Origin of the sequence: Escherichia sp. E2562 (assembly GCF_005781075.1) — a bacterium.
In the GTDB taxonomy this organism is placed as follows: Bacteria; Pseudomonadota; Gammaproteobacteria; order Enterobacterales; family Enterobacteriaceae; genus Escherichia.
In genome coordinates this window covers 248,438-271,785 of sequence record NZ_VATM01000005.1, presented here as the reverse complement: position 1 = coordinate 271,785, position 23,348 = coordinate 248,438, and the positions used below count along the sequence as shown (strand labels likewise).

At 52.1% G+C, this 23,348-nt stretch carries 25 protein-coding genes; 4 read left to right on the top strand and 21 right to left on the bottom strand.

The genetic code is table 11. From position 1 onward, the window contains the following. Positions 1-44: 44 nt before the first annotated feature. The 3 genes from yfcD to yfcF are packed head-to-tail and all read right to left on the bottom strand — an operon-like array spanning position 45 to position 1,897. The gene (gene yfcD, locus FEK43_RS10245) at positions 45-587 is read right to left on the bottom strand and encodes an NUDIX hydrolase YfcD (RefSeq protein ID WP_130260565.1); all 543 of its coding nucleotides are present in this window, start codon (positions 585-587) and stop codon (positions 45-47) included. A 58-nt stretch (positions 588-645) separates the two neighbouring features. Beyond that, positions 646-1,197, bottom strand: coding sequence for a phosphodiesterase (gene yfcE, locus FEK43_RS10240; protein ID WP_064526570.1), 552 nt, complete (start codon positions 1,195-1,197; stop codon positions 646-648). A gap of 55 nt (positions 1,198-1,252) precedes the next feature. After that, positions 1,253-1,897: a glutathione transferase gene (gene yfcF, locus FEK43_RS10235; protein ID WP_130207236.1), complete on the bottom strand. Its 645-nt coding sequence runs from the start codon at positions 1,895-1,897 to the stop codon at positions 1,253-1,255. A 134-nt stretch (positions 1,898-2,031) separates the two neighbouring features. Between yfcF and yfcG the strand changes: the two genes are divergently transcribed. From yfcG to FEK43_RS10220, 3 genes are read left to right on the top strand one after another with little or no spacing between them, the layout of a single operon-like run. After that, positions 2,032-2,679, top strand: a complete 648-nt coding sequence (gene yfcG, locus FEK43_RS10230) for a GSH-dependent disulfide bond oxidoreductase (protein ID WP_130207238.1) — start codon at positions 2,032-2,034, stop codon at positions 2,677-2,679. A gap of 56 nt (positions 2,680-2,735) precedes the next feature. Next, a complete protein-coding gene (folX, locus tag FEK43_RS10225) occupies positions 2,736-3,098 on the top strand; it encodes a dihydroneopterin triphosphate 2'-epimerase (RefSeq protein ID WP_130207240.1) in 363 nt (120 codons plus the stop codon). Between the two features lie 20 nt (positions 3,099-3,118). Beyond that, positions 3,119-4,012, top strand: a complete 894-nt coding sequence (locus FEK43_RS10220) for a TIGR01777 family oxidoreductase (protein WP_130260567.1) — start codon at positions 3,119-3,121, stop codon at positions 4,010-4,012. A gap of 47 nt (positions 4,013-4,059) precedes the next feature. Here FEK43_RS10220 and FEK43_RS10215 read toward each other — a convergent pair whose 3' ends face one another. The 16 genes from FEK43_RS10215 to pdxB form a co-directional block, all read right to left on the bottom strand. After that, the gene (locus FEK43_RS10215; protein ID WP_135407474.1) at positions 4,060-4,950 is read right to left on the bottom strand and encodes an Rpn family recombination-promoting nuclease/putative transposase; all 891 of its coding nucleotides are present in this window, start codon (positions 4,948-4,950) and stop codon (positions 4,060-4,062) included. A gap of 196 nt (positions 4,951-5,146) precedes the next feature. Then, on the bottom strand, positions 5,147-5,920 hold the full coding sequence (hisP, locus tag FEK43_RS10210) for a histidine ABC transporter ATP-binding protein HisP (RefSeq protein ID WP_130207246.1): 774 nt from the start codon (positions 5,918-5,920) through the stop codon (positions 5,147-5,149). Between the two features lie 7 nt (positions 5,921-5,927). Continuing rightward, on the bottom strand, positions 5,928-6,644 hold the full coding sequence (locus FEK43_RS10205; protein WP_000569948.1) for an ABC transporter permease: 717 nt from the start codon (positions 6,642-6,644) through the stop codon (positions 5,928-5,930). After that, the gene (hisQ, locus tag FEK43_RS10200) at positions 6,641-7,327 is read right to left on the bottom strand and encodes a histidine ABC transporter permease HisQ (protein ID WP_130207250.1); all 687 of its coding nucleotides are present in this window, start codon (positions 7,325-7,327) and stop codon (positions 6,641-6,643) included. Before hisQ ends, FEK43_RS10205 begins: the two co-directional genes overlap by 4 nt. 90 nt (positions 7,328-7,417) lie before the next feature. Continuing rightward, a complete protein-coding gene (gene hisJ, locus FEK43_RS10195; RefSeq protein WP_000737621.1) occupies positions 7,418-8,200 on the bottom strand; it encodes a histidine ABC transporter substrate-binding protein HisJ in 783 nt (260 codons plus the stop codon). 220 nt (positions 8,201-8,420) lie between these two features. Then, complete coding sequence (argT, locus tag FEK43_RS10190) at positions 8,421-9,203, bottom strand: lysine/arginine/ornithine ABC transporter substrate-binding protein ArgT (RefSeq protein WP_130207252.1); 783 nt, start codon at positions 9,201-9,203, stop codon at positions 8,421-8,423. Positions 9,204-9,467: 264 nt separating this feature from the next. After that, positions 9,468-10,037, bottom strand: a complete 570-nt coding sequence (gene ubiX / locus FEK43_RS10185; protein ID WP_135407476.1) for a flavin prenyltransferase UbiX — start codon at positions 10,035-10,037, stop codon at positions 9,468-9,470. A 94-nt stretch (positions 10,038-10,131) separates the two neighbouring features. Next, the gene (gene purF / locus FEK43_RS10180) at positions 10,132-11,649 is read right to left on the bottom strand and encodes an amidophosphoribosyltransferase (protein WP_130207254.1); all 1,518 of its coding nucleotides are present in this window, start codon (positions 11,647-11,649) and stop codon (positions 10,132-10,134) included. Positions 11,650-11,685: 36 nt separating this feature from the next. After that, positions 11,686-12,174 carry a colicin V production protein gene (gene cvpA, locus FEK43_RS10175; protein WP_000262113.1) on the bottom strand — a complete coding sequence of 163 codons (489 nt, stop codon included), beginning with the start codon at positions 12,172-12,174 and terminating at the stop codon, positions 11,686-11,688. Positions 12,175-12,796: 622 nt separating this feature from the next. Then, entirely contained in the window at positions 12,797-13,459 is a 663-nt protein-coding gene (gene dedD / locus FEK43_RS10170) for a cell division protein DedD (protein WP_130207256.1), read from the bottom strand. Continuing rightward, the gene (folC, locus tag FEK43_RS10165) at positions 13,449-14,717 is read right to left on the bottom strand and encodes a bifunctional tetrahydrofolate synthase/dihydrofolate synthase (protein ID WP_130207258.1); all 1,269 of its coding nucleotides are present in this window, start codon (positions 14,715-14,717) and stop codon (positions 13,449-13,451) included. The genes dedD and folC overlap by 11 nt, the downstream gene beginning before the upstream one ends. A gap of 73 nt (positions 14,718-14,790) precedes the next feature. Beyond that, positions 14,791-15,705, bottom strand: a complete 915-nt coding sequence (accD, locus tag FEK43_RS10160) for an acetyl-CoA carboxylase, carboxyltransferase subunit beta (protein ID WP_064526523.1) — start codon at positions 15,703-15,705, stop codon at positions 14,791-14,793. Positions 15,706-15,860: 155 nt separating this feature from the next. After that, positions 15,861-16,508, bottom strand: coding sequence for a DedA family protein (locus tag FEK43_RS10155; RefSeq protein WP_130207260.1), 648 nt, complete (start codon positions 16,506-16,508; stop codon positions 15,861-15,863). Positions 16,509-16,590: 82 nt separating this feature from the next. Continuing rightward, on the bottom strand, positions 16,591-17,403 hold the full coding sequence (gene truA, locus FEK43_RS10150; RefSeq protein WP_001283597.1) for a tRNA pseudouridine(38-40) synthase TruA: 813 nt from the start codon (positions 17,401-17,403) through the stop codon (positions 16,591-16,593). After that, positions 17,403-18,416: an aspartate-semialdehyde dehydrogenase gene (locus FEK43_RS10145; protein ID WP_130207262.1), complete on the bottom strand. Its 1,014-nt coding sequence runs from the start codon at positions 18,414-18,416 to the stop codon at positions 17,403-17,405. The genes truA and FEK43_RS10145 overlap by 1 nt, the downstream gene beginning before the upstream one ends. A 65-nt stretch (positions 18,417-18,481) precedes the next feature. After that, a complete protein-coding gene (gene pdxB / locus FEK43_RS10140; protein WP_131162048.1) occupies positions 18,482-19,618 on the bottom strand; it encodes a 4-phosphoerythronate dehydrogenase PdxB in 1,137 nt (378 codons plus the stop codon). A 99-nt stretch (positions 19,619-19,717) separates the two neighbouring features. Here pdxB and flk point away from each other — a divergent pair, with 99 nt between their 5' ends. Continuing rightward, positions 19,718-20,710, top strand: coding sequence for a flagella biosynthesis regulator Flk (flk, locus tag FEK43_RS10135; protein ID WP_131162049.1), 993 nt, complete (start codon positions 19,718-19,720; stop codon positions 20,708-20,710). Here flk and FEK43_RS10130 read toward each other — a convergent pair. Then, the gene (locus tag FEK43_RS10130; RefSeq protein ID WP_135408107.1) at positions 20,707-21,885 is read right to left on the bottom strand and encodes an MFS transporter; all 1,179 of its coding nucleotides are present in this window, start codon (positions 21,883-21,885) and stop codon (positions 20,707-20,709) included. The genes flk and FEK43_RS10130 overlap by 4 nt on opposite strands. 240 nt (positions 21,886-22,125) lie before the next feature. After that, positions 22,126-23,346 (bottom strand): beta-ketoacyl-ACP synthase I, encoded by a 1,221-nt coding sequence (fabB, locus tag FEK43_RS10125; protein WP_000817178.1) that lies wholly within the window; start codon positions 23,344-23,346, stop codon positions 22,126-22,128. Positions 23,347-23,348 lie beyond the last annotated feature (2 nt).

The following is a 23,348-nucleotide window of genomic DNA, read 5'->3' as shown; positions in this document are numbered from 1 at the left end:
CGCACTTTGTCTACAACCTGAGAGCCGCAACTGCGGCTCTTTTTTCATTCTGCCGTTTCAGCCTCTACGGCTTCATTGTTGGCATTGCGCTTCATCCACAACGCCAAAGCTTTTAGCGAGTCTGGTGTGAACTCATCGCAACGCGCGGTGATTTCTTCTGGCGTCAGCCAGCAGACCTCGCTGACTTCATCTTCCTGAAGGGCGAAAGGGCCGTGAGAAACACAGCTGAACAACGCGCCCCAGACTCGGCAATTTTTATCTTCGAAATAGAACTGCCCGTGCTCGGCAAAGGGGACACCGGCAATGCCCAACTCTTCTTCCGCTTCGCGACGTGCGGATTCCAGCAGTTGTTCATCAGCCTGGACCACACCACCAGCAGTAGCATCTAACATGCCGGGTAAAAAGTCTTTTGTCTCGGTACGACGCTGGACCAGAATTTTGCCCATACCATCATGCACGACGATGTAAGTTGCACGATGACGCAGACACTGTGCCCGCATTTGTTCCCGGCTGGCTTGTGCAATGACTTCGTTATCTTCATTGACAATATCCACCCATTCAGTACTTGCCAAACGACGCTGTTCCATTATCAGGAAACCTTCTTTTTCTGGCGCTCTTACGGCGCATTTTGAGTTGTTGGGTAAATTACGGATTAATCGCGACCTGCGCAATGATACTTTGATCATTGAGTGCGATTACGCTTAGTACGTCATCTTCGAGCATGCCGTAGCTCGCCAGATTGCCGCCTTTCGGAATGCTAACCGAACCGGGGTTGAAGTGGAAAATCTCCCCCCGCTGCTCCGCCACCGGCAGATGGGTATGACCATACACCAGCACGTCGTTCTGGTTTAACGCCGGCAGATTATCCGGGCCAAACAGATGCCCATGTGTCAGAAACAGGCGCTGTTTTTCCAGCAACACCTGTTGCCATGGCGCGGTCATTGGGAAATGCAGCAGCATTTGGTCCACTTCACTGTCGCAGTTGCCACGTACAGCGATGACTTTATGCGCCACTTCATTCAAGCGTTCCGCCACCTTTGCCGGCGCATAGCCCTCCGGTAAAGCATTGCGTGGGCCGTGATTCAACACGTCGCCAAGAATCACCAGCCACTGCGCGCCGCTTTGGGCAAACAACTCCAGTACACGTTCCGTCGCCGGTAACGACCCATGAATGTCCGATGCAAACATCAGTTTCATCACTCACTCCTCGTCGAAAAAACGTAAGCTATGATACTGGATTCTGTCGCTGCTATCAGCCAGATTGCTTTGCTGAAAGTGCAATAAAACGCTGAACTGAAGCACGCTGCCACTGGAATGCCGCATAATCCACCATACGCTCCGGCACCTCATCGCCGTGCAGCACCAGACGATTAATCATTAGCGCTAAATCAGTGTCGGCAATGCACCACTCGCCAAACAAATTAGGCTGGTTATGCGTCAGTAAATGTTCTGCCATTGCGAACAATTTCTGCGCGCTGGCTTTTCCCTCCGCCGTTAGCGGTGCTTTTTTTGCGCCAGCAAAAACGACATCCGTCGAACGCTCTTCACGCAGAGGCATCAGGTCGCTCCGCAGCCATGCCTGAATCTGCCGTGCACGCGCCCGGTTTTGCAGATCCAATGGATAAATGCGTTCCCAGGTCGGCGGCGCAAAACGGTCTTCCAGATATTCCGCTATGGCAGAGGATTCACTCAACTCAAAATCATCAATCTGTAACAAAGGCACGCGGCGTGTCTGCCCGTAACCTTGCCACGTCGGTTGTAAATGTTCACCGCTGTCAAGGTCGATAGTCTTTATATGAAAAGGTAGTCCTTTCTCCTGCAACGCCACCCAGGCAGATAACACGTAGGGGGAGAAAAAATGGGCATCTGACCAAAGCGTGATAGCGGGTTTACTCATTATATCCTCGGCGATAAAGGGGCTTGCTCTCAAACTATAGAGCCTTTTTGCCACGGTTACTTGATGAAAACTCACGCAAGCCTCCCGGGTTTCTATACTTGAGATGTTCAGATTATTAGACAACCGGAGCTGCAATGATCGATCTCTATTATGCCCCTACCCCAAATGGCCACAAAATTACGCTGTTTCTCGAAGAGGCTGGCCTGGATTATCGTTTAATTAAGGTTGACTTGGGGAAAGGCTGTCAGTTTCGCCCGGAGTTTTTGCGCATTTCGCCGAACAATAAGATTCCGGCAATTGTTGATCATTCACCGACTGATGGCGGCGAACCGTTAAGCCTCTTTGAGTCAGGTGCAATATTGTTGTATCTGGCAGAGAAAACGGGACTATTTTTAAGTCACGACCCGCGTGAGCGCGCCACCACCTTACAATGGTTATTCTGGCAGGTTGGCGGCCTGGGGCCAATGCTCGGACAGAATCATCATTTTAATCATGCTGCGCCACAGACTATTCCTTACGCTATTGAACGTTATCAGGTTGAAACCCAGCGTCTGTATCAGGTACTCAATAAGCGCCTGGAAAACGCCCCCTGGCTTGGCGGCGAAGATTACAGCATTGCGGATATTGCCTGTTGGCCGTGGGTAAATGCATATGCTCGTCAGCGGATTGACCTTGCTATGTACCCGGCAGCGAAGAACTGGCATGAGCGGATCCGTTCGCGCCCAGCCACCGGACAATCACTATTAAAGGCCCAATTGAATGATGAGATCTCAGATAGTTAACTGAGAAAGGTTCTCGTGTATTATTCCAGTCTAAGTAAAACAACAGGGAACCTGCAATGTCACAACCTGCCGCTATTATTCGTATAAAGAACCTTCGTTTACGTACATTTATCGGAATTAAGGACGAAGAGATTAACAACCGTCAGGATATCGTTATCAATGTCACGATCCACTACCCCGCCGATAAAGCGCGTACCAGTGAAGATATTAATGACGCGCTGAACTATCGCACCGTCACCAAAAACATCATTCAACACGTAGAGAATAACCGTTTCTCTTTGCTGGAAAAATTAACTCAGGATGTGCTCGATATCGCACGAGAACATCACTGGGTAACCTATGCTGAAGTGGAGATCGATAAACTGCACGCGCTGCGCTACGCCGATTCTGTATCAATGACCTTGAGCTGGCAGCGTTAACCGCCATATCGGGAGGCTGCATGAATATAGTGATCACCGGAGGGACTGGATTAATTGGTCGCCATTTAATCCCGCGTTTGCTGGAGTTGGGCCATCAGGTCACTGTGGTGACGCGTAACACGCAGAAAGCCAGTTCAATCCTCGGCCCTCAAGTGACACTATGGCAAGGGCTTGCCGATCAAAGCAACCTCAACGGCGTTGATGCGGTAATCAACCTGGCTGGCGAACCGATTGCCGACAAACGCTGGACTCGCGAGCAAAAAGACCGACTGTGCCAAAGTCGCTGGAATATTACGCAAAAACTGGTGGATTTAATTAACGCCAGCGACACGCCACCGTCGGTCCTTATTTCTGGTTCGGCGGCGGGATATTACGGTGATTTAGGTGAAGTAGTGGTTACCGAAGAAGAGCCTCCGCATAACGAATTTACCCATAAACTCTGCGCCCGCTGGGAAGAAATTGCCTGTCGGGCGCAAAGCGACAAAACGCGTGTGTGCCTGCTGCGTACCGGTGTGGTGCTGGCACCAGATGGCGGAATTCTCGGCAAAATGCTGCCGCCGTTTCGCCTCGGTTTAGGTGGCCCCATTGGCTCTGGTCGGCAGTATCTGGCCTGGATTCATATCGATGATATGGTCAACGGGATTCTCTGGCTGCTGGATAACGATCTGCGCGGACCGTTTAATATGGTTGCCCCCTATCCGGTACGCAACGAACAATTTGCCCACGCGCTCGGTCATGCACTGCATCGCCCGGCAATTATGCGCGTCCCCGCCACCGCTATTCGGCTGTTAATGGGCGAATCTTCAGTTCTGGTATTAGGCGGGCAACGTGCGCTGCCAAAAAGGCTGGAAGAAGCGGGATTCGCTTTTCGCTGGTACGATTTAGACGAGGCGCTGGCAGACGTTATTCACTGATGTGTTTTACCGCGAACATCCGCCAGTTAGTTCCTGGTAATTCAGAATTAGTGGCTTTTCGCCAAAAGCTCGTCTGGCGAAAGTCGGGTCAGTGTCAAAACTAACTCTCGGTCTAAACCTCTCTCCAGCATCTCCTGAGCAATACGCAGGGCTTCTTCGTGTTTGCCCTGCATTGCGCCTTCTTCACGTAATCTGTCAGCAATGGTCATCAGTTTCTCCTTTTCTTGTGGTGCGCGTTCTGTTATCTCACCAATAAACGCATGGAAACGCTGGGCATCTCCCGTTTGTAATACATAATTAAACAGGGCTTTTAGCTGTCTGTCATTAGTGTTCCCTGTAACTAGCAGCGAAACAATTTGATCGACTAATCCTAACAGATCGCGCTGGCGAATATGTTTCTGCATTAACTCCAGTAACGCCATTTTGCGGTGTTGCATAATCTCGTCATCCGGCACTACGGTAATATCCACCAGCGGAAAAGCCGATGAATAAATTTGGCGGGCAATAGCAGGCTCCGCAAATTCATCAAGCCAACAGAGAGAATAAGGATAAGGACTTCTGCAACCATGATAAAACAGCATCGGGATCACCAAAGGTAGTTCTTTATAGCCTGCATCAAGATGGTTTTGCATTGCCGCAATAGAATAGCGCATCATGCGAAAAGCCATTAATTCTTCCGCCTTACTTTGGTGTTCAATGACGACATAAATATATCCCATCCCCTCCTCAGTTTTCACTGACCACAAGATGTCGGAGTAATATTGTCGCAGGTTTTCATCAATAAAACTGTTGGGTTCCAGTTTTAACGTCGATAAATCACAAAGTTTACGTAGCGGCGCGGGAAGGTGAATATCAATAAAGTCCCGCGCGGTGTCCGGATGACGTAAAAAGGATTTAAATACCGCATCATGCGGTGTGGAAGTTGTCGATATGGTCATGGCGTTCCGTCACCTCTCAAATTTAAGATGACGAGACAATAACCACCCTTTATAAGCAAGGCAGCAGGCAGTTTTTATATCTGGACAGCGAATTCAGAACTATTTTAAGTGGACTGCAATATATACATTTCAACGGAAGCTAACTCGCAAATTAGCCTTGAAAATACTCCGGCAGCATTAGCCACCGGAGAGGCAATTATTTCAGCGATCCCTTAAGGAACTGTTGCAAACGAGGACTTTGCGGGTTGCCAAATAATTGTTCTGGCGCACCCTCTTCTTCGATTTTCCCCTGATGGAGGAAAATAACATGTGTGGAGACATGGCGAGCAAATTCCATTTCGTGGGTTACCACCACCATCGTTTTGCCCTCTTCCGCCAGCTGCTGCATAATGCGCAGCACTTCGCCCACCAGCTCTGGATCAAGGGCCGATGTAGGTTCATCAAACAACAGAACTTCCGGTTCCATTGCCAGCGCCCGCGCTATAGAAACACGCTGTTGCTGACCACCGGAAAGATGCACCGGATATTTCCCCTGCGCACGTTCGTCTATGCCGACTTTCGCCAGATATTTCACCGCCCGCTCGCGCGCTTCATGCTTGCTCAGGCCCAGCACCTGAATGGGCGCTTCCATGACGTTTTCCAGCACCGTCATGTGGCTCCAGAGATTGAAGTGCTGGAACACCATCGTCAGGCGCGTGCGCAGTAAACGCAGCTGATTTTTATCGGCGACTTTGAGTTGGCCGTCTTTATCCCGCACCAGATTGATAGTCTGGCCGTTAACCACGATCGTGCCTTCACTCGGTTTTTCGAGGAAGTTAATGCAACGCAGAAAGGTACTTTTCCCCGATCCCGACGATCCGATGATGCTGATCACATCCCCGGCGTTCGCTTGCAGTGACACCCCTTTCAGCACTTCATGTTCGCCGTAGCGTTTGTGCAAATCGATAACGTTTAATTTATTCTCGGACATCGTATTCTCAGTGCGTTGAAGAAGGTTTCACATGCTGCAACCAGCGTTTTTCCGCTCTGCGAAAGAGGCTGATCAGGACATAAGAGATGATTAAATAGAGTACCGCAGCAATGCCAAAGGCGGTAAAAGGTTGATACGTCGCGGCGTTGATATCACGGGCAATTTTCAGCAGATCCGGCACCGTGGCAGTAAACGCCAGCGCAGTAGAGTGCAACATCAGGATCACTTCGTTGCTGTAGGCCGGTAAAGCAATACGCAGCGCCGACGGTAAAATAATGCAGCGATACATTTTAAAGGTCGAGAAACCATAGGCCCTGGCAGCTTCAATTTCCCCGTGCGGCACCGAGCGGATCGCTCCGGCAAAAATCTCGGTGGTGTAAGCACAAGTGTTAAGCGTCAGCGCCAGCACGGTACAGTTCAGGCCACTGCGGAAAAAGGCGTTAAGGAACTCGGTCCCTTTAACAATCTCCAGCGTGTACATGCCGGAATAGAACACCAGCAACTGCACATACAGCGGCGTACCGCGAAAAATATAGGTAAATAACCAGATTGGAAACTGGATGTATTTATTACTTGAGACGCGACCAATCGCCAGAAACAGCGCCAGAATTCCGCCTATCACTACTGACAAAATCAGCAACCAAAGGGTAATCGCCACGCCGGTAAAGCGATAACCGTCGGTCCACAACAGCGGTTTCCAGTATTCATGTAAGATTTCGATCACAGGTCAGCCCTCTTCACACCCACGGAGTAGCGGCGCTCAAGGAACAGCAGCACACCATTGGAAACGGTGGTGAAAACCAGATAAATCACGCCACAGACGATGGCGAAATAGAACGGTTCCCATGTACTTTTGCCTGCCAATTGGGTGGCTTTCACCACATCTTCCAGGCCGAGTAACGAAACCAGAGCGGTAGATTTGAGGATCACCTGCCAGTTGTTGCCAATGCCCGGCAGAGCGTAACGCATCATCGCCGGAAACATAATCCGCCGAAATACTTGCCCGCGAGTAAAACCGAACGCCGTAGCCGCCTCTATTTGTCCTTTCGGCACCGCCATAAACGCGCCACGGAACGTTTCGGTGAAGTAAGCACCGTAAATAAAACCCAGGGTGATAATACCGGCAACCATCGGGTCGATATCAATCTGTCCGACGCCCATCGCTTCCGTCACCGCGTTTAGCGCAATCTGCAAACCGTAAAATATCAGCAGCATCAACACCAAGTCCGGCACGCCGCGAATCAGCGTGGTGTACCCTTCGAAAATCAGCCCCGAAAGCCGATTTTGCGAGAGCTTACCGCCAGCGCCAATTAAACCGATGATTACAGCGAGCACTACAGAGCTGATAGCCAGCTCCAGCGTGACGAGCGCCCCCTGTAAAATAACACCTGAAAACCCATACAACATGCAGCCTGTCCTGTCGTGTGTGGTGAATTTCCTGCCTCTTGTCTCCCTCCGGTTACCCAAAGGGAGCGGGCTTTCTTTCACCGATGGTGATTAACCACCATAAACATCAAAATCGAAGTACTTTTTCGCTAATTTCTCGTAAGTACCGTCAGCGCGCATTTCGGCAAAGGCTTTGTTCAGTGCCTCGCGCAGTTCGTTATCTTCTTTACGCAGGCCCATGCCGGTGCCTACGCCAAACAGTTTTTCATCTTTAACAGACGGGCCACCGAATTTGTAATCTTTACCGACTGGCTGTTTGAGGAAACCTTCGCTGGCGGCAACTTCGTCCTGGAACGCGGCATCAATACGCCCGGCGGTCAGGTCAGAATAAATGTTGTCCTGCCCCTGATAAGAGACGATTTCAATGCCTTTTGGCGCCCAGTGCTCGTTACCAAATGTCTCCTGGGTCGTGCCCTGCAATACGCCCACCCGCTTGCCTTTCAGCGATTCTACTGTCGGCTGAATGTCGGAATTTTTCGCCACAACCAGGCGAGAATCGGCGGCGTACAATTTGTCGGTGAAGGCTATTTCCTGCTGACGTTTTTCGGTGATGGAAAGCGATGACATGATGGCGTCAATCTTCTTCGCTTTTAATGACGGAATTAACGCATCCAGCGGGTTTTCGACAAATGTACATTGCGTATTGATGCGTTTGCACAGTTCCTTCGCCAGGTCGATATCAAAGCCAACCAATTCACCTTGTGAATTTTTTGATTCAAACGGTGCATAAGTCGGGTCAGTACCGATGCGAATATTTTGCGGAATAGCAGCAAAAGCAGCAGTCGCGCTGGAGAAGGCCAGAACCAAGGAGAGCGATAGCACCAGTTTTTTCATAATGTCCTCAACTGACAGTCTTTTAATAGGGAATATTTACAGGTTTGTTACACTTATCGTGCCATAAAATTGACCAACAAGGCAAAATATCCTGGCCCGTTAATCGTATTATTTTTCATTAAAATTGCTTAAGTATGCATTTCAATGCACCACGATAGTGCAACAAACCTATAATGCACCATGATAATGACGCTATCAGGTGCAGCTTCCCTGCGACGTATCAGTCACCGTAGACATTAAAATCGAAGTACTTTTTCGCCATCTTGTCGTAAGTACCATCCTGGCGCAGTTCGCCAAGCGCCTTATTAAACGCAGCCGTCAGTTCAGCATCATCTTTACGTAGCCCGACACCGGTGCCGTCACCGAAGTATTTTTTGTCTTTCACTGAAGGGCCAGCAAAGGCGAACTCTTTACCGGCAGGTTGCTTAAGGAATCCTTCACTGGCGGCGACTTCATCTTGTAACGCAGCATCCAGACGCCCCGCAGCCAGATCGGAATAGACTAAATCCTGGTTGGCATAAGCCACAACATCAATACCTTTACTGCGCCAGGTATCGTTAGCGTAGGCTTCCTGAGTGGAGCCTTGCAGCACTCCGACATGTTTACCTTTCAGTGAATCCAGCGTTGGCTGAATCGGCGAACCTTTAGCGGCAATCAGACGGGAATCCGCGGCGTACAGCTTGTCGGAGAAAGCAATCTCCTGCTGACGTTTATCGGTAATGGAGAGCGACGAAATAATAGCGTCGATTTTTTTCGCTTTCAGTGAGGGGATCAGCGCATCAAAGTCACTGGCAACCCAGGTACATTTCACCTGCATCCGTTTGCACATCTCGTTACCGAGATCGATATCAAAGCCAACAAAATCACCTTTGGCATCTTTCGATGAGAACGGTGCATAGGTGGTATCCGTTCCGATACGTACCGTCTCCGGCAGCGCCGCGTAGCTGGAAGCTGCTGCGGAGATACCGACTAACAAAGACAGAGCGAGAATCGACTTCTTCATACATAACCCTCAAGTGAAATGGCTTTTTTATATTGTGTATTGTGTTGTGTGTTTGCAGGCTCATTCATGCAGGTCTTATGCCATCTTGCCGACAGCAGCAACATTCAACGTAAAATATGTTAATAAGACGTTGCATTATTGTCCTGAAATTGAAGATAGCAGGTATGGCGGTTGAATCGCAGCGTTTCGATTCAATGGAAGGAACAAAATGTCGAGGATTTGATCGCGGTTGCAAAATTGCCCTGAAACAGGGCAACAGCAGAGTTATGCGCCCTGCCAGCGGGCAAAGAGATCTTTGGGAAGGGTTATCGCAAACTGGTCAAGAACACGGTTAACCGTCTGATTTATCACATCATCAAGGGATTGCGGGCGATGATAAAACGCCGGAACGGGAGGCATAATCACCGCACCGATTTCAGCCGCCTGAGTCATTAAACGCAGGTGGCCTAAGTGCAACGGTGTTTCACGCACGCAGAGCACCAACGGGCGACGCTCTTTCAGCACCACATCTGCCGCGCGGGTCAACAGGCCATCGGTATAGCTATGGACAATGCCGGAAAGGGTTTTGATTGAACAGGGTAAAATCACCATGCCCAGCGTCTGGAAAGAACCAGAAGAGATGCTGGCAGCAATATCGCGCGCATCATGAGTTACATCGGCTAACGCCTGCACTTCGCGCAGGGAAAAATCCGTTTCGAGGGATAAGGTCTGGCGCGCCGCCTGGCTCATAACCAGATGCGTTTCGATGTCTGTGACATCGCGCAGAACCTGTAATAAGCGCACGCCATAAATCGCGCCGCTGGCACCACTGATGCCTACAATGAGTCGTTTCATAGAGAGTTGCCCTGTCAGACTTGCAGGCAGACTTTGCAGGATTTCGGCGGGAGTTGCAAGTCAGGGTACCAGACTGGCACCCTGAGTGAAGGCATCATCCTTCGTTATGCATTTCCAGGTTTTCCACTTCGTTCTGACGTTGCAATGCTTTGGCGTCGTCATTACGTAAAGTATCGAGAAAATCGAGATAGCCCTGATCAACATCTTTAGTAACGTAAACGCCGTTGAACACCGAGCATTCAAACTGCTGGATATCCGGGTTTTCAGCGCGGACGGCTTCGATCAGATCATTGAGATCCTGGAAAATCAAACCGTCGGCACCGATGATCTGGCGAATTTCATCCACTTCACGGCCGTGAGCGATCAGTTCCGTGGCACTCGGCATATCAATACCATAAACGTTCGGGAAGCGAATTTCCGGTGCCGCAGAGGCGAGGTACACTTTCTTCGCTCCGGCTTCGCGTGCCATCTCGATAATTTGTTCAGAGGTGGTGCCGCGCACGATGGAGTCATCCACCAGCAGGACGTTTTTATCGCGGAACTCGGCGCGGTTGGCGTTCAGTTTACGGCGCACGGACTTACGACGCAGTTGCTGACCCGGCATGATGAAGGTACGACCAACATAGCGGTTTTTAACAAAGCCCTGGCGGTATGGTTTGCCCAGAATTCGGGCGATTTCCAACGCGATATCGCAGGAAGTTTCCGGAATCGGGATCACCACGTCGATATCAAGATCTTCCCATTCACGGGCAATTTTCTCGCCCAGTTTCGTGCCCATATTCACACGCGCGCTGTAAACGGAAATTTTGTCGATGAACGAGTCAGGACGGGCAAAGTAAACATACTCAAACAAGCATGGATTGCTGACTGGATTGTCGGCACACTGACGGGTAAACAACTGCCCTTCTTCAGTGATGTAAATCGCTTCGCCTGGGGCGACGTCACGCAGGAACTCAAAGCCCAGCGTATCGAGCGCAACGCTTTCGGAAGCGACCATATATTCTGTGCGATTCTCGTCGATATCACGTTTCCCCAACACCAGCGGACGAATCCCGTTAGGATCGCGGAAGGCGACCATACCGTGGCCGATAATCATCGCCACGCAGGCATACGCGCCGCGAATTTGGCGGTTAGTCGCGGCAATGGCGGAGAAAATGTTGTCGGCTTCCAGCGGATAGTGGCGGAAGTTATCCAGCTCGCTGGCGAAGATATTAAGCAGAATTTCCGAGTCGGAAGTGGTGTTGATGTGGCGGCGTTTTTCTTCAAACAGTTTTTTACGCAACTCGTGAGCGTTGGTCAGATTGCCGTTGTGGGCAAGCGTAATACCATACGGAGAGTTAACGTAAAACGGCTGCGCTTCAGAGGCACTGGAGCTGCCAGCCGTAGGGTAACGCACATGACCAATGCCCATATTGCCCTGCAAACGCTGCATATGGCGAGCTTCAAATACATCGCTCACCAGCCCGTTCGCTTTACGCAAACGGAAGCAGTTATTGGCATCTATGGTGATGATGCCGGCGGCATCCTGACCGCGATGCTGAAGCACCGTTAAGGCATCATAAATCGACTGGTTAACCGGCATAACACCGGCGATACCGACAATACCGCACATACGTCTTTTTCCTCGTTAAGCCACATCTCAGAGCACTTACGCCCTGGGCAAGAAACTTGACGAGCTTTGCAGATAATCAAAAAACCATCTGATGATAAAACTGAACTGCGGGATCAATTGTGATTTGCTCCAGTCTTCGCTTTTCGACACCCCAGTAAAGGAGTCGAGAAAGAAAAGAATAGCGGCGACAATCAACACACCGCGCAACGCACCGAAACAGACGCCCAGCACCCGATCGGTGCCTGACAACCCCGTTTTCTCCACCAGCTGGCCTATCACGAAGTTCACGATAGCACCAACGATCAGGGTAGCGATAAACAGTACCGCGATGGCAATCCCATTTCGAACCAGTTCATCTTCAAAGCCCGTAAACCAGACTGACAGGTAAGTGTAGTAATGACTGGCAACAAAGAAAGCACAACCCCATGTCACCAGCGATAACGCTTCACGAACAAAGCCGCGGATCAGGCTAACCAGAGAGGAAAAAGCAATCACCGCGATTATGGCGTAATCAATCCAGACCATATGTGTCCCACGATTTTACGCCCTGTCATCCTGTTCGGGGCGCATTCTAACAGAAAAAGAAAACGTTTGCGTAGGGATTTCCTTCCCGCGCATCAATAAAAATGGCGCTGAAAAAATATTCAACGCCATCGACTTTTTATGCCTTTGCGGCATCGGGCAATGCGTGTCGGATGCGGCGTAAACGCCTTATCCGACCTACGGTTCTGCCCCTGCGTAGGCCTGATAAGACGCGCCAGCGTCACATCAGGCAACGGCTGTCGGATGCAGCGTGAACGCCTTATCCGACCTACGGTTCTGCCCCTGCGTAGGCCTGATAAGACGCGCCAGCATCACATCAGGCAACGGCTGTCGGATGCGGCGTGAACGCCTTATCCGACCTACAGTTCTGCTCCAGCACAGGCCTGATAAGACGCGCCAGCGTCACATCAGGCAACGGCTGTCGGATGCGGCGTAAACGCCTTATCCGACCTACGGGTCTATCCCTGCGTAGGCCTGATAAGACGCGCCAGCGTCGCATCAGGCAACGGCTGTCGGATGCAGCGTGAACGCCTTATCCGACCTACGGTTCTGCTCCAGCACAGGCCTGATAAGACGCGCCAGCGTCACATCAGGCAAAACCGTATTAATTCGGCGTGTAGCCCATCACCACGCCGCTCAAACCAGAGATCTGCTTCAGTTCGCCAAGCGATCCTTTCAGCTTATCTTTTGAGGCATCTGGCCCCACGAGAATACGGGTGATTTTACCCTGCACTGGCGTTGACGGCGAAGTATAAACCCGATATCCCGCGCCACGCAGCTTACCGACAATCTCATTCACTTTATCGGCATTTTTCAGCGCGCCCAGTTGCACAACATAGGCTTTACCCGTCGGCGCTGCCTTTTCTTCAACAACCGGCTTCGGTTCTGGCTTCGGCGGGGGCGGCACTTCAACCTTCGGCTTAGGCGGATCCACCGGTTTCGGTTTCGGTGGAGCGACCGGTGCAGGCTCCGGTTCAAACACGGTATTATTGGCCGCAATGGTTGTCGGATCGAGCGAAGGCGCTGCGGCATCACCTGCCCGCACCTCTTCTGCCGCGCCTTCTGGCGGCTGTGTCGGCAACGCCTGAGTGGCGGCTGGCATCATATCTGGTTCGTCACGATCGCCCGCTTTCGGCACCAGCGGGATCGCTGCAAACTCATCCTGATAATGTTTTTTCTGCCCATCAAGCAATCCTGGAAGCACAATAACTCCCAGAGCTACCAGCACAATAGTGCCAACTAACCGATTCTGAAACTTACTCGCCACCGCTTCTCCTCGCGTCAATCACTTCCATGACATGTGCGACCGTATGGAACGAACCACACACCAGCACGGTATCTTCCGGTTTAGCGTCCGCCATTGCGGCTTCCCATGCCTGCGCAACGCTATCGAATGGTTTGCCGTTCCCCAGATGCTCAAGCAGTTGTGCTGCCGTGGCACCGCGCGGCCCTTCCAGTGGCGCACAATACCAGTCATCAACCACGCTTTTCAACCAGGCCAGTGTTCCGGCAATATCTTTATCATGTAGCATACCGATAACCGCCAGCACGCGCCCGTTTTTCGGTAACGCTTTCATGCGTCCGGTAAGATATTCCGCCGCATGAGGATTATGGGCGACATCAAAAATAACGCGTGGCGTCTCGCTCACAATCTGGAAACGTCCAGGCAAAATTGCGCTGGCGATACCGTCGCGAATTGCCTTTTCACTGACTTCCAGGCCGCTGGCACGCAGTGCCGCCAGCGCCGTTGCGGCATTCGGTTGCGGGACAAGTGGCAACGGTAATCCCGCCAGCGTGCCGTGAGCATCGGTAAATGACCAGTCATGGTCAGTGACGGAATAATTCCACTCAACGCCACAACGTTGCAACAGTGCGCCTTTCTCCTGTGCTACATCGGCAATGGTGTAAGGCATTTCCGGTTCACCGACGATTGCCGGTTTTTCGCTGCGGAAGATCCCCGCTTTCTCACGACCAATGCTTTCACGATCTGGCCCCAGCCAGTCGGTATGATCCAGCGCGATACTGGTCACCACGGCAACATCAGCATCGACAATGTTAGTAGCATCCAGACGACCGCCCAGACCTACTTCCAGAATCACCACATCGAGTTGCGCCTCTTTGAACAACCACAATGCCGACAGCGTACCGTATTCAAAATAAGTCAGAGAAATATCGCCGCGCTCGGCCTCAATCTCGGCAAAAGAAGCCGTATGGGCCGACTCCGCCAGTTCTTTGCCCTGTATACGAACGCGCTCGGTATAACGCACCAGATGCGGCGAACTGTAGACCCCCACCCTGTACCCTGCCGCCATCAGAATCGACTCCAGCGTACGGCAGGTCGTGCCTTTGCCATTAGTTCCCGCAACGGTAAACACAAACGGTGCAGGTTTAAGGACGCCAAGACGCGCCGCAACCTGGCTGACGCGATCAAGGCCGAGATCGATAGTTTTACTGTGCAGGTTTTCCAGATAAGAAAGCCACGAAGCCAGAGGCGACGCGGCTTGAGGAGTGCGTTTGATAATCATGGTATCCGCTGATTCGTTACGGGGAGAATAAATAGCAAAAGGGCAGAGCCAGTGGCCCTGCCCTTATCAGTTATCAGGCCTCTGGTTCCTGATCCGGCACCGGTGGCACCACTTCGCCTTCACGCGGCGCATCAGGATTAGGCGCTGGCAGATTCATCAGCTTCGCCAGAATGCTCGCCAGTTTCAGGCGCATTTCCGGTCGACGGACGATCATATCGATGGCGCCTTTCTCGATCAGGAATTCACTGCGCTGGAATCCTGGCGGCAGTTTTTCGCGAACGGTCTGTTCGATAACGCGCGGACCGGCAAAGCCGATTAACGCTTTCGGTTCAGCAATATTGAGATCGCCCAGCATCGCGAAGCTTGCAGAAACACCGCCCATAGTCGGGTCGGTCAGTACAGAAATGTACGGTAACCCGCGCTCCTGCATTTTCGCCAGTGCTGCAGAGGTTTTCGCCATCTGCATCAGCGACATTAACGCTTCCTGCATACGTGCGCCACCAGAAGCGGAGAAGCAGATCAGCGGGCAGTTATCTTCCAGCGCTTGCTCAACGGCACGCACGAAACGAGCGCCAACCACTGAACCCATTGAACCGCCCATAAAGGCGAATTCGAATGCCGCAGCGACAACCGGCATACCGTACAGAGTGCCTTTCATCACCACCAGCGCGTCTTTTTCGCCGGTTTCTTTCTGCGCAGAGGCCAGACGGTCTTTATACTTTTTGGAGTCACGGAACTTCAGCACATCTTTCGGCTCAAGCTCGCTACCCAGCTCCACAAGGCTGCCTTCATCTAACAAGCTATGCAGGCGGTTACGCGCCGACATACGCATGTGATGGTCACACTTCGGACAGACCTCAAGATTACGTTCCAGTTCAGCGCGGTATAAAACCTGACCGCAGCTATCACACTTAGTCCACACACCTTCAGGAATGCTCGCCTTGCGGGTGGGAGTAATGTTGCTTTTAATTCGTTCAATCCAGCTCATTAGGGACCTTTCTGTCTGAACCTGGTTCGATGCCAGTTTTATCTTTGGGGACGCATAATGCCATTTTTGCCCCCAACAGACCATGAATGTTGCACATTAAAACATAACAGCCCGAAACTTTGGATAAAAAAGTGGTCGAACCGCGGAGTTACTTTTTATTTTGCAGCGCGTTTGTGACGAATAAATTCGAAAACCCCAGGCAATATTGAAACAAAAATAATGCCAACAATCATCAGTTTAAGGTTACTCTGAATGAAGGGGAGCGTGCCGAAGAAATAACCTGCGTAGGTAAAAATCAGTACCCACAACAGTGCACCAATCACGTTAAAAGCGGCGAAATGACGATACGACATGTGACCCATTCCCGCAACGAACGGCGCGAACGTTCTGACGATCGGTACAAAACGGGCGAGAATAATTGTTTTGCCGCCATGTCTCTCGTAAAACTGATGAGTCTTATCAAGATAACTACGACGAAAAATTTTCGAATCCGGATTACTGAACAGTTTGTCACCAAATAACCGCCCAATGGTGTAGTTGACCGCATCACCCACAATTGCAGCAATCAACATCAGTACCACCATCATATGGACGTTGAGATCATTAGTCTCCAGAGATGCCAACGCGCCAGCGACAAACAGCAACGAATCACCAGGCAGGAATGGCGTTACCACAAGCCCGGTTTCACAGAACAGAATCAAAAACAGAATGGCATAAACCCAGACGCCGTACTCTGCGACCAGTTCCGCCAGATGCACATCAATATGCAAAATAAAATCGATGAGGAAATAAATCAGGTCCATAATTGCCTATGCCTTGTACTCTTCATTTCTCAGGCTGTAACTGCATTGGCTACAGCCTGAAATTTTTAGAGCATTATTCTCATTAGTCCGCCAGAAACAGCGGGCCCATTGGCGGTTTTGGAAGATCAAATCGGTCAGGGTAATCTACCGCAACCAGATACAGCCCTTCCGCTTTCGCCGTTGCTGCCGCCAGCGTTCTGTCCTTTGCCGCTAACAGCTCTGCTATCCAACTCTCTGGCTGGTTGTGGGCGCCTACTTCCATCAGGCTACCGACAATATTCCTCACCATATGATGTACAAAGGCATTCGCTTTGATATCTACCACCACATAAGGACCATGTCGCGTGACGTTAATATGCATAACGTTGCGCCACGGCGTTCGGGACTGGCACTGCACCGCGCGAAATGAGGTGAAATCATTCTCGCCCAACAAGCATTGCGCAGCCCGATGCATCCGTTCGGCATCCAGCGGTTCGTAGAAGTGGGTCACACCTTTACTCAGCACTGCCGGGCGCAGCCGATGATTGTAGATGATGTAGCGATAACGGCGAGCCGTGGCGCTAAATCGGGCATGAAAATCATCAGGTACAGCTTTAACCCAACGCACGGCGATGTCACCAGGTAAATTCGCATTTACGCCTAATGTCCACGCGGCGTCTTTGCGCTGCGCGGTGGTTTCGAAATGCACTACCTGCCCGGTGCCGTGTACGCCTGCGTCAGTACGCCCGGCGCAGAAGACGGTGATGGGCTCGTTCGCTACCTGGGAGAGCGCCTTTTCCAGCTTCTCCTGCACACTGCGGACTTCGTTCTGCCGTTGCCAGCCGTAATACCTACTGCCGTCGTACTCAATGCCCAGCGCAATTTTATAAACTGGCGGTTGTTGCTGGTCGGACATTAGTACAGATACTCCTGCACCAGTTTCTCGGCGATTTTCACTGCCATCAGTGCGCCGCCAAAACGGACGTTATCGGCCACCGACCAGAACTGGATTTGCTCTGGAATACCGTAATCATTGCGCACGCAGCCCACAGAAAGATGCGGCGTACCGGAAGCGTCACCCACCTGAGTAGGAAACTCGTTCTCTTCAGAGAGCACAATATCTTCGCCCTGGGTAAAGGCATCACGCGCTTCTTCTGCCGCCAGCGGACGCAGAGCTTCAAAGTTGACCATCTGAGCGTGACCGTAAAATACTGGTGCCTGCACGACGCTTGCCGAAATCATCAGCCCTTCGTCCTGCATGATTTTGCGCACTTCATCGACGATACGACGTTCTTCACGCACGCTACCTTCCCTGTCCGGCAGTAACGGCAGCATGTTGAACGCCAGCTGACGTCCGAAGAAATCTTCTTCGTCAATCGGAATGCCGTTGAGCAATTTCGCACTCTGCCCCGCTAACGCATCGACCGCTTTTTTGCCCTGGGCGGAGGCTGAAATCAGGCTGGTAACGCTAATACGCGACAATCCGCCCTGATCGATTAACGGTTTCAGAGAGGCCAGCAGCTGGCTGGTCAGGCTGTCCGGTACGGCAATGACATTACGGTTACGGTAATCAGCAAGTACAAACGGGTTTACTTCCGGCACCACCAGCGGTACGTCGGGTTCGAGAGCAAACAATCCGCTGCTGTCGATAACCAGGCAGCCTGAGTTGGTTGCTTCTTCAACCCAGGTCGCGGTCGCTTCTTTGCCTGCGACAAAAAACGCCAGTTGCGCCTGCGTCCAGTCAAATTCGGCAGCATCCTGCACGGTGATTGTCTTACCACCAAAGCGCAGATGTTCGCCTGCGCTTTCGTTACGTGCCAGTGCATAAATTTCCCCAACCGGGAACTGACGTTCAGCCAGCGTTTCAATCAGGGCTTCGCCCACAGCGCCAGTTGCGCCCAGGACGGCAATGTTCCAGCCTTCAGACATGGTGGTTTACTCCAGAAAATGCAAAGCTCCCTGCCTATGTTACAGCAGAGAGCATGAAGAAGAGATTAACGAGCCGGATGATGAACGGCGTTAAAACCCAGTTTACACAGTAATGATGCCGCACTGGCGTCATTACAAATCACATACAGAGACGACCATTCACGGCGCTCAAGGTAATTTTTGCGCAGTTTATCGAACTCACCCGGTATTCCGGCGACTTTACGCAACGGCGCATCGTCGCGGCGCACATCATACACCAAATGCACCAGCCTTTTTAGCGTCGGCTGATCGAGCGGACCATGCAGCGTGATGCGGCCAAACTCCGGCGCGGGCAGCAATGTATCCAACGCCACGTGCTGTTCATGGCCAATAAACTTGCTGTAGGCTTCAAACACTTGCGTTGTGCCACGCGCTTTACCTTCGAGGGTATAGCCCGCGATATGCGGCGTGCCGATATCCACTTTTTGCAGCAGCTCGACGTTGAGTTCTGGCTCGCCTTCCCAGACATCCAGCACCACGCTTAACTTCTGACCTTCATTCAGGCAGGTCAGCAGTGCCGTATTATCGACAACGGCACCACGGCAGGCGTTAATCAGAATTGCCCCCGGCTTCAGGCTGCGAATCAGTTTTTCATCCGCCAGATGCCGCGTTTTGTACGGACCATCTTTAAAGAGTGGCGTATGGAAAGTCAGAATGTCTGCTTGCGCGACCAGTTCATCAAGAGGACGGAAATCCCCCTCATCCCCACGATCGGCGCGTGGTGGATCGCAAAGTAAGGTGTTGATCCCCCACGCTTCCAGCCGCGCCTGTAACCGTCGCCCGACGTTGCCGACGCCCACGATCCCCACGGTACGCTCGTGCAGTGAAAATCCATCGCGTTCGGCGAGCATCAGCAGTGACGAGAAAACATATTCCACTACCGCAATCGCATTGCAGCCAGGTGCAGCAGAAAAACCAATTCCCGCCTGCTTTAACCACGCTTCATCGACATGGTCCGTCCCCGCGGTCGCGGTGCCAATAAATTTTACTGGTTTTCCTGCCAGTAAAGATTCATTCACTTTCGTGACCGAACGCACCATCAAAGCATCTGCATCATCCAGTTCAGCAACTGGAATTGGACGCCCCGGAACCGCTTTCACCTCCCCCAGACGACTAAATAATTCGCGGGCATAAGGCATATTTTCATCAACAAGGATTTTCACGTTTGTGGTACCTGTATGAGAACGAGAGTTAACCGGACAAGTGTGCCATAATCTCGCGGCCAGGCATACTTGCGATGATTTCAGGTATAAGGATACGTAATGATACAACCAATTTCCGCCCCTCCTGGGCAACCACCGGGTCAGGGGGATAAACTGTCGTCTGGCGCAGGCAATCAGCCTTTATCCAGCTTGCAACGTACAGTGCTGGAAAGTTTGATAACCAAAGTGACTTCGCTGACGCAACAGCAGAGCGCGGAATTGTGGGCTGGTATAAAGCACGACATCGGTCTGCCGGGCGATTCACCGTTACTTTCACGCAATTTCCCCGCCGCAGAACAAAACCTTGCACAACGTTTACTGGCCGCGCAAGAAAGCCATTCTGTCCGCCAGCTTTTGGCGCAATTGAGCGAGTACTTACGGCTGGGGAATAATCGTCAGGCGGTCACAGATTACATTCGTCATAACTTTGGTCAGACGCCGCTGAATCAACTCTCACCGGAGCAATTAAAAACCGTCCTGACGCTGTTACAGGAAGGGAAGATGGTTATCCCGCAGCCGCAACAGCGCCAGGCGACCGATCGCCCCTTGCTACCGGCAGAACACAATACGCTTAAGCAACTGGTGACTAAACTCGCGGCGGCAACAGGAGAACCCAGCAAACAGATTTGGCAATCTATGCTGGAACTTTCTGGGGTAAAAAATGGAGAGTTGATCCCGGCCAAAATGTTTACCCACCTGGTTACCTGGTTGCAGGCACGCCAGGTGTTAAGTCAGCAAAATACACCGACACTGGAGTCGCTTCAGATGGCGCTAAAACAGCCACTGGATGCCAGCGAGTTGACAGTATTATCGAGCTATGTTGAGCAAAAATATGGCCTTTCTCAGCATTCAGCCCTGACTTCCGCGCAGGCCGAGGATATCCTCAACCAGCTTTATCAACGGCGGGTGAATGGGATTGAACCGCGAGATATTCAACCGTTGCTCAATCCCTTTACGCCATTCATTAACACGATGCAAGAAATGGCCATGCGCCCCAGCCTGTGGATATTGCTGACCGCCATCATCGTGATATTGGTCTGGTTATTGAGTTAACCACGACGAAATGACAGTATCGTCACGATAATCCCCAGCACCGCCGATATCGCCCCGGCAAGGAATACCGACGAGTAGCCAAATGTGGTCGCCAGGACACCTGCCAGTGGCCCGGAAACACCGAGGGCGATATCCTGAAACGCCGCATAACCGCCGAGCGCAGTACCGCGAACCTGAGACGGAACGCGCTTAACCACTTCCACACCAAGCGCCGGGAAGATAAGTGAACACCCGGCCCCGGTTAACGCCGCACCGGCTAACGCCACCCACGCGCCAGGCGCTTGCCAGAGCAGCAACAAACCTACCGTTTCGACAAGCAAAGAGACAATCGCCACTTTCACGCCGCCAAAACGGTCTGGCATCCAGCCGAACATGACGCGCATCACGACAAATGCGCCGCCAAATGCGGTGAGCGTAAAGCCTGCCATCGCCCATCCTTTGCTGGCAAAGTAGAGCGATACAAAGGTTCCGATAACCGCAAAGCCAACGCCCTGAAGCGCCAGACCAAGACCCGGTTTCCAGATAAGTCCGACAACGCTCCACAGTGATGGACGTTCTCCCGCCATTGCCGGTACTTTGCGTACTGTGCCGTTACAAGCCCACGCCAGCAGGGGCAATTCCATTGTCGTAAGCGCCAGTGCGGCAAAACCGTAATGGCTATGAATCAACAAGCCAAGCGGTGCGCCCACCGCCAGTGCGCCATAAATCGCCATTCCGTTCCACGACATCACTTTGCCTGAGTGTTTTGGCCCGACAATGCCCAATCCCCAGGTCAAAGCGCCCGTCAGTAACTGGCTTTCGCCAAAACCAAGAATCAAACGCCCGACGACCAGCAGGGCAAATTTAATTGGTGCGGAGACAGGCAAAAGCGCCGCCAGCAGCAGCGCGCCGCCAGCCAGACCACAGGCGAACATGCCCTGAAGCGCCGAACGTTTTGCACCATATTGATCGGCCAGTCGTCCGGCGTAGCCACGCGTCAGCACCGTAGCCAGAAACTGAATGCCGACGGCAATCCCGACCATGGTGTTGCCATAGCCCAGTTCATGATGAACAAACAGCGGGATAACCGGCAACGGCAGTCCTACGGTCATGTAGGTTAGAAAAACCGCAAAAGCGATGCGGAAGAGCGAAAAATTGGCAGAAGATCGTGTTTCTGTTTGGCTTACAGCAGTCATGCATTACTCCAGAATGCAGCGCAAGGCGAGGAGTCTCCCCGTCTCATCTCTCTGGTTTTCAGGGTTACGGTGCGTTGGCAGGATTTAACGCGTACGTCTTTTCAGAAGGAAATCGACAAAACGGGAAGTTTGCCTGGAACAGGCGGCGATTGTCAATGATGTGAAAAAGGGAACCATCGGGTTCCCTTTTGCGTTAGTGCCGGATGCGACGCTGACGCGTCTTATCCGACCTACTCCGAATTAATCTTTCAGCTTACGCATTACCAGCGTGGCGTTGGTGCCGCCGAAGCCGAAGCTGTTAGACATCACGGTGGTCAGTTCGCGATCGGTCGTTTCGGTCACGATGTTCAGACCCGCAGCCTGCTCGTCCAGCTCTTCAATGTTGATGCTCGGGGCGATAAAGCCGTGTTCCAGCATCAGCAGAGAGTAGATAGCTTCCTGTACGCCAGCAGCGCCCAGAGAGTGACCGGTCATTGCTTTGGTTGCAGAAATCGCCGGGCTCTTATCGCCGAACACTTCACGGATAGCCGCCAGCTCTTTCACGTCGCCAACCGGAGTCGAAGTACCGTGGGAGTTCAGGTAGTCGATTGGGGTATCAACACCGTGCATCGCCATCTTCATGCAGCGCACTGCGCCTTCGCCAGACGGAGCAACCATGTCTGCGCCATCAGACGTTGCGCCGTAGCCAACGATTTCAGCGTAGATATGAGCACCACGTGCCAACGCGTGTTCCAGTTCTTCGACCACCACCATACCGCCGCCGCCAGCGATAACGAAACCGTCACGGTGAGCGTCATAAGTACGGGAGGCTTTTTCCGGGGTGTCGTTGTATTTGGTAGACAGCGCGCCCATTGCGTCGAATTCGCAGGCCATTTCCCAGCACAGCTCTTCGCCGCCGCCGGCAAACACGATGTCTTGTTTGCCCAGTTGGATCTGCTCTACTGCGTTACCAATACAGTGTGCGGAAGTCGCACACGCGGAGCTGATGGAGTAGTTAACGCCGTGGATTTTGAACGGCGTGGCGAGGCAGGCAGAAACGCCAGATGCCATCGCTTTAGTGACCACATACGGGCCAACCGCTTTCAGGCCACGCGGGCCGCGCATTGCGTCAGCGCCGAACACCTGGAAACGCGGAGAGCCGCCGCCGGAACCTGCAATCAGGCCAACGCGCGGGTTATTCTGGTAAGCTTCCGGGGAGAGGCCAGCATCTGCAATTGCCTGCTCCATAGAAAGGAATGCATAAATGGATGCGTCGCTCATAAAGCGCACAACTTTGCGGTCAATGAGGCCAGTGGTATCCAGTTTTACGTTGCCCCAAACGTGGCTACGCATGCCGGAATCCTTCAGCTCCTGAGAGAAAGTGATCCCTGAGCGTCCTTCACGCAGAGATGCCAGGACTTCCTGCTGGTTATTACCGATGCTGGAAACAATGCCCAGGCCAGTAATCACTGCACGTTTCATTC

Coding starts and splice junctions, on each gene's coding strand:
- yfcD (WP_130260565.1), bottom strand. CDS start 587: ATGGAACAGCGTCGTTTGGCAAGTACTGAATGGGTGGATATTGTCAAT.
- yfcE (WP_064526570.1), bottom strand. CDS start 1,197: ATGAAACTGATGTTTGCATCGGACATTCATGGGTCGTTACCGGCGACG.
- yfcF (WP_130207236.1), bottom strand. CDS start 1,897: ATGAGTAAACCCGCTATCACGCTTTGGTCAGATGCCCATTTTTTCTCC.
- yfcG (WP_130207238.1), top strand. CDS start 2,032: ATGATCGATCTCTATTATGCCCCTACCCCAAATGGCCACAAAATTACG.
- folX (WP_130207240.1), top strand. CDS start 2,736: ATGTCACAACCTGCCGCTATTATTCGTATAAAGAACCTTCGTTTACGT.
- FEK43_RS10220 (WP_130260567.1), top strand. CDS start 3,119: ATGAATATAGTGATCACCGGAGGGACTGGATTAATTGGTCGCCATTTA.
- FEK43_RS10215 (WP_135407474.1), bottom strand. CDS start 4,950: ATGACCATATCGACAACTTCCACACCGCATGATGCGGTATTTAAATCC.
- hisP (WP_130207246.1), bottom strand. CDS start 5,920: ATGTCCGAGAATAAATTAAACGTTATCGATTTGCACAAACGCTACGGC.
- hisQ (WP_130207250.1), bottom strand. CDS start 7,327: ATGTTGTATGGGTTTTCAGGTGTTATTTTACAGGGGGCGCTCGTCACG.
- hisJ (WP_000737621.1), bottom strand. CDS start 8,200: ATGAAAAAACTGGTGCTATCGCTCTCCTTGGTTCTGGCCTTCTCCAGC.
- argT (WP_130207252.1), bottom strand. CDS start 9,203: ATGAAGAAGTCGATTCTCGCTCTGTCTTTGTTAGTCGGTATCTCCGCA.
- ubiX (WP_135407476.1), bottom strand. CDS start 10,037: ATGAAACGACTCATTGTAGGCATCAGTGGTGCCAGCGGCGCGATTTAT.
- purF (WP_130207254.1), bottom strand. CDS start 11,649: ATGTGCGGTATTGTCGGTATCGCCGGTGTTATGCCGGTTAACCAGTCG.
- cvpA (WP_000262113.1), bottom strand. CDS start 12,174: ATGGTCTGGATTGATTACGCCATAATCGCGGTGATTGCTTTTTCCTCT.
- folC (WP_130207258.1), bottom strand. CDS start 14,717: ATGATTATCAAACGCACTCCTCAAGCCGCGTCGCCTCTGGCTTCGTGG.
- accD (WP_064526523.1), bottom strand. CDS start 15,705: ATGAGCTGGATTGAACGAATTAAAAGCAACATTACTCCCACCCGCAAG.
- FEK43_RS10155 (WP_130207260.1), bottom strand. CDS start 16,508: ATGGACCTGATTTATTTCCTCATCGATTTTATTTTGCATATTGATGTG.
- truA (WP_001283597.1), bottom strand. CDS start 17,403: ATGTCCGACCAGCAACAACCGCCAGTTTATAAAATTGCGCTGGGCATT.
- FEK43_RS10145 (WP_130207262.1), bottom strand. CDS start 18,416: ATGTCTGAAGGCTGGAACATTGCCGTCCTGGGCGCAACTGGCGCTGTG.
- flk (WP_131162049.1), top strand. CDS start 19,718: ATGATACAACCAATTTCCGCCCCTCCTGGGCAACCACCGGGTCAGGGG.
- FEK43_RS10130 (WP_135408107.1), bottom strand. CDS start 21,885: ATGACTGCTGTAAGCCAAACAGAAACACGATCTTCTGCCAATTTTTCG.
- fabB (WP_000817178.1), bottom strand. CDS start 23,346: ATGAAACGTGCAGTGATTACTGGCCTGGGCATTGTTTCCAGCATCGGT.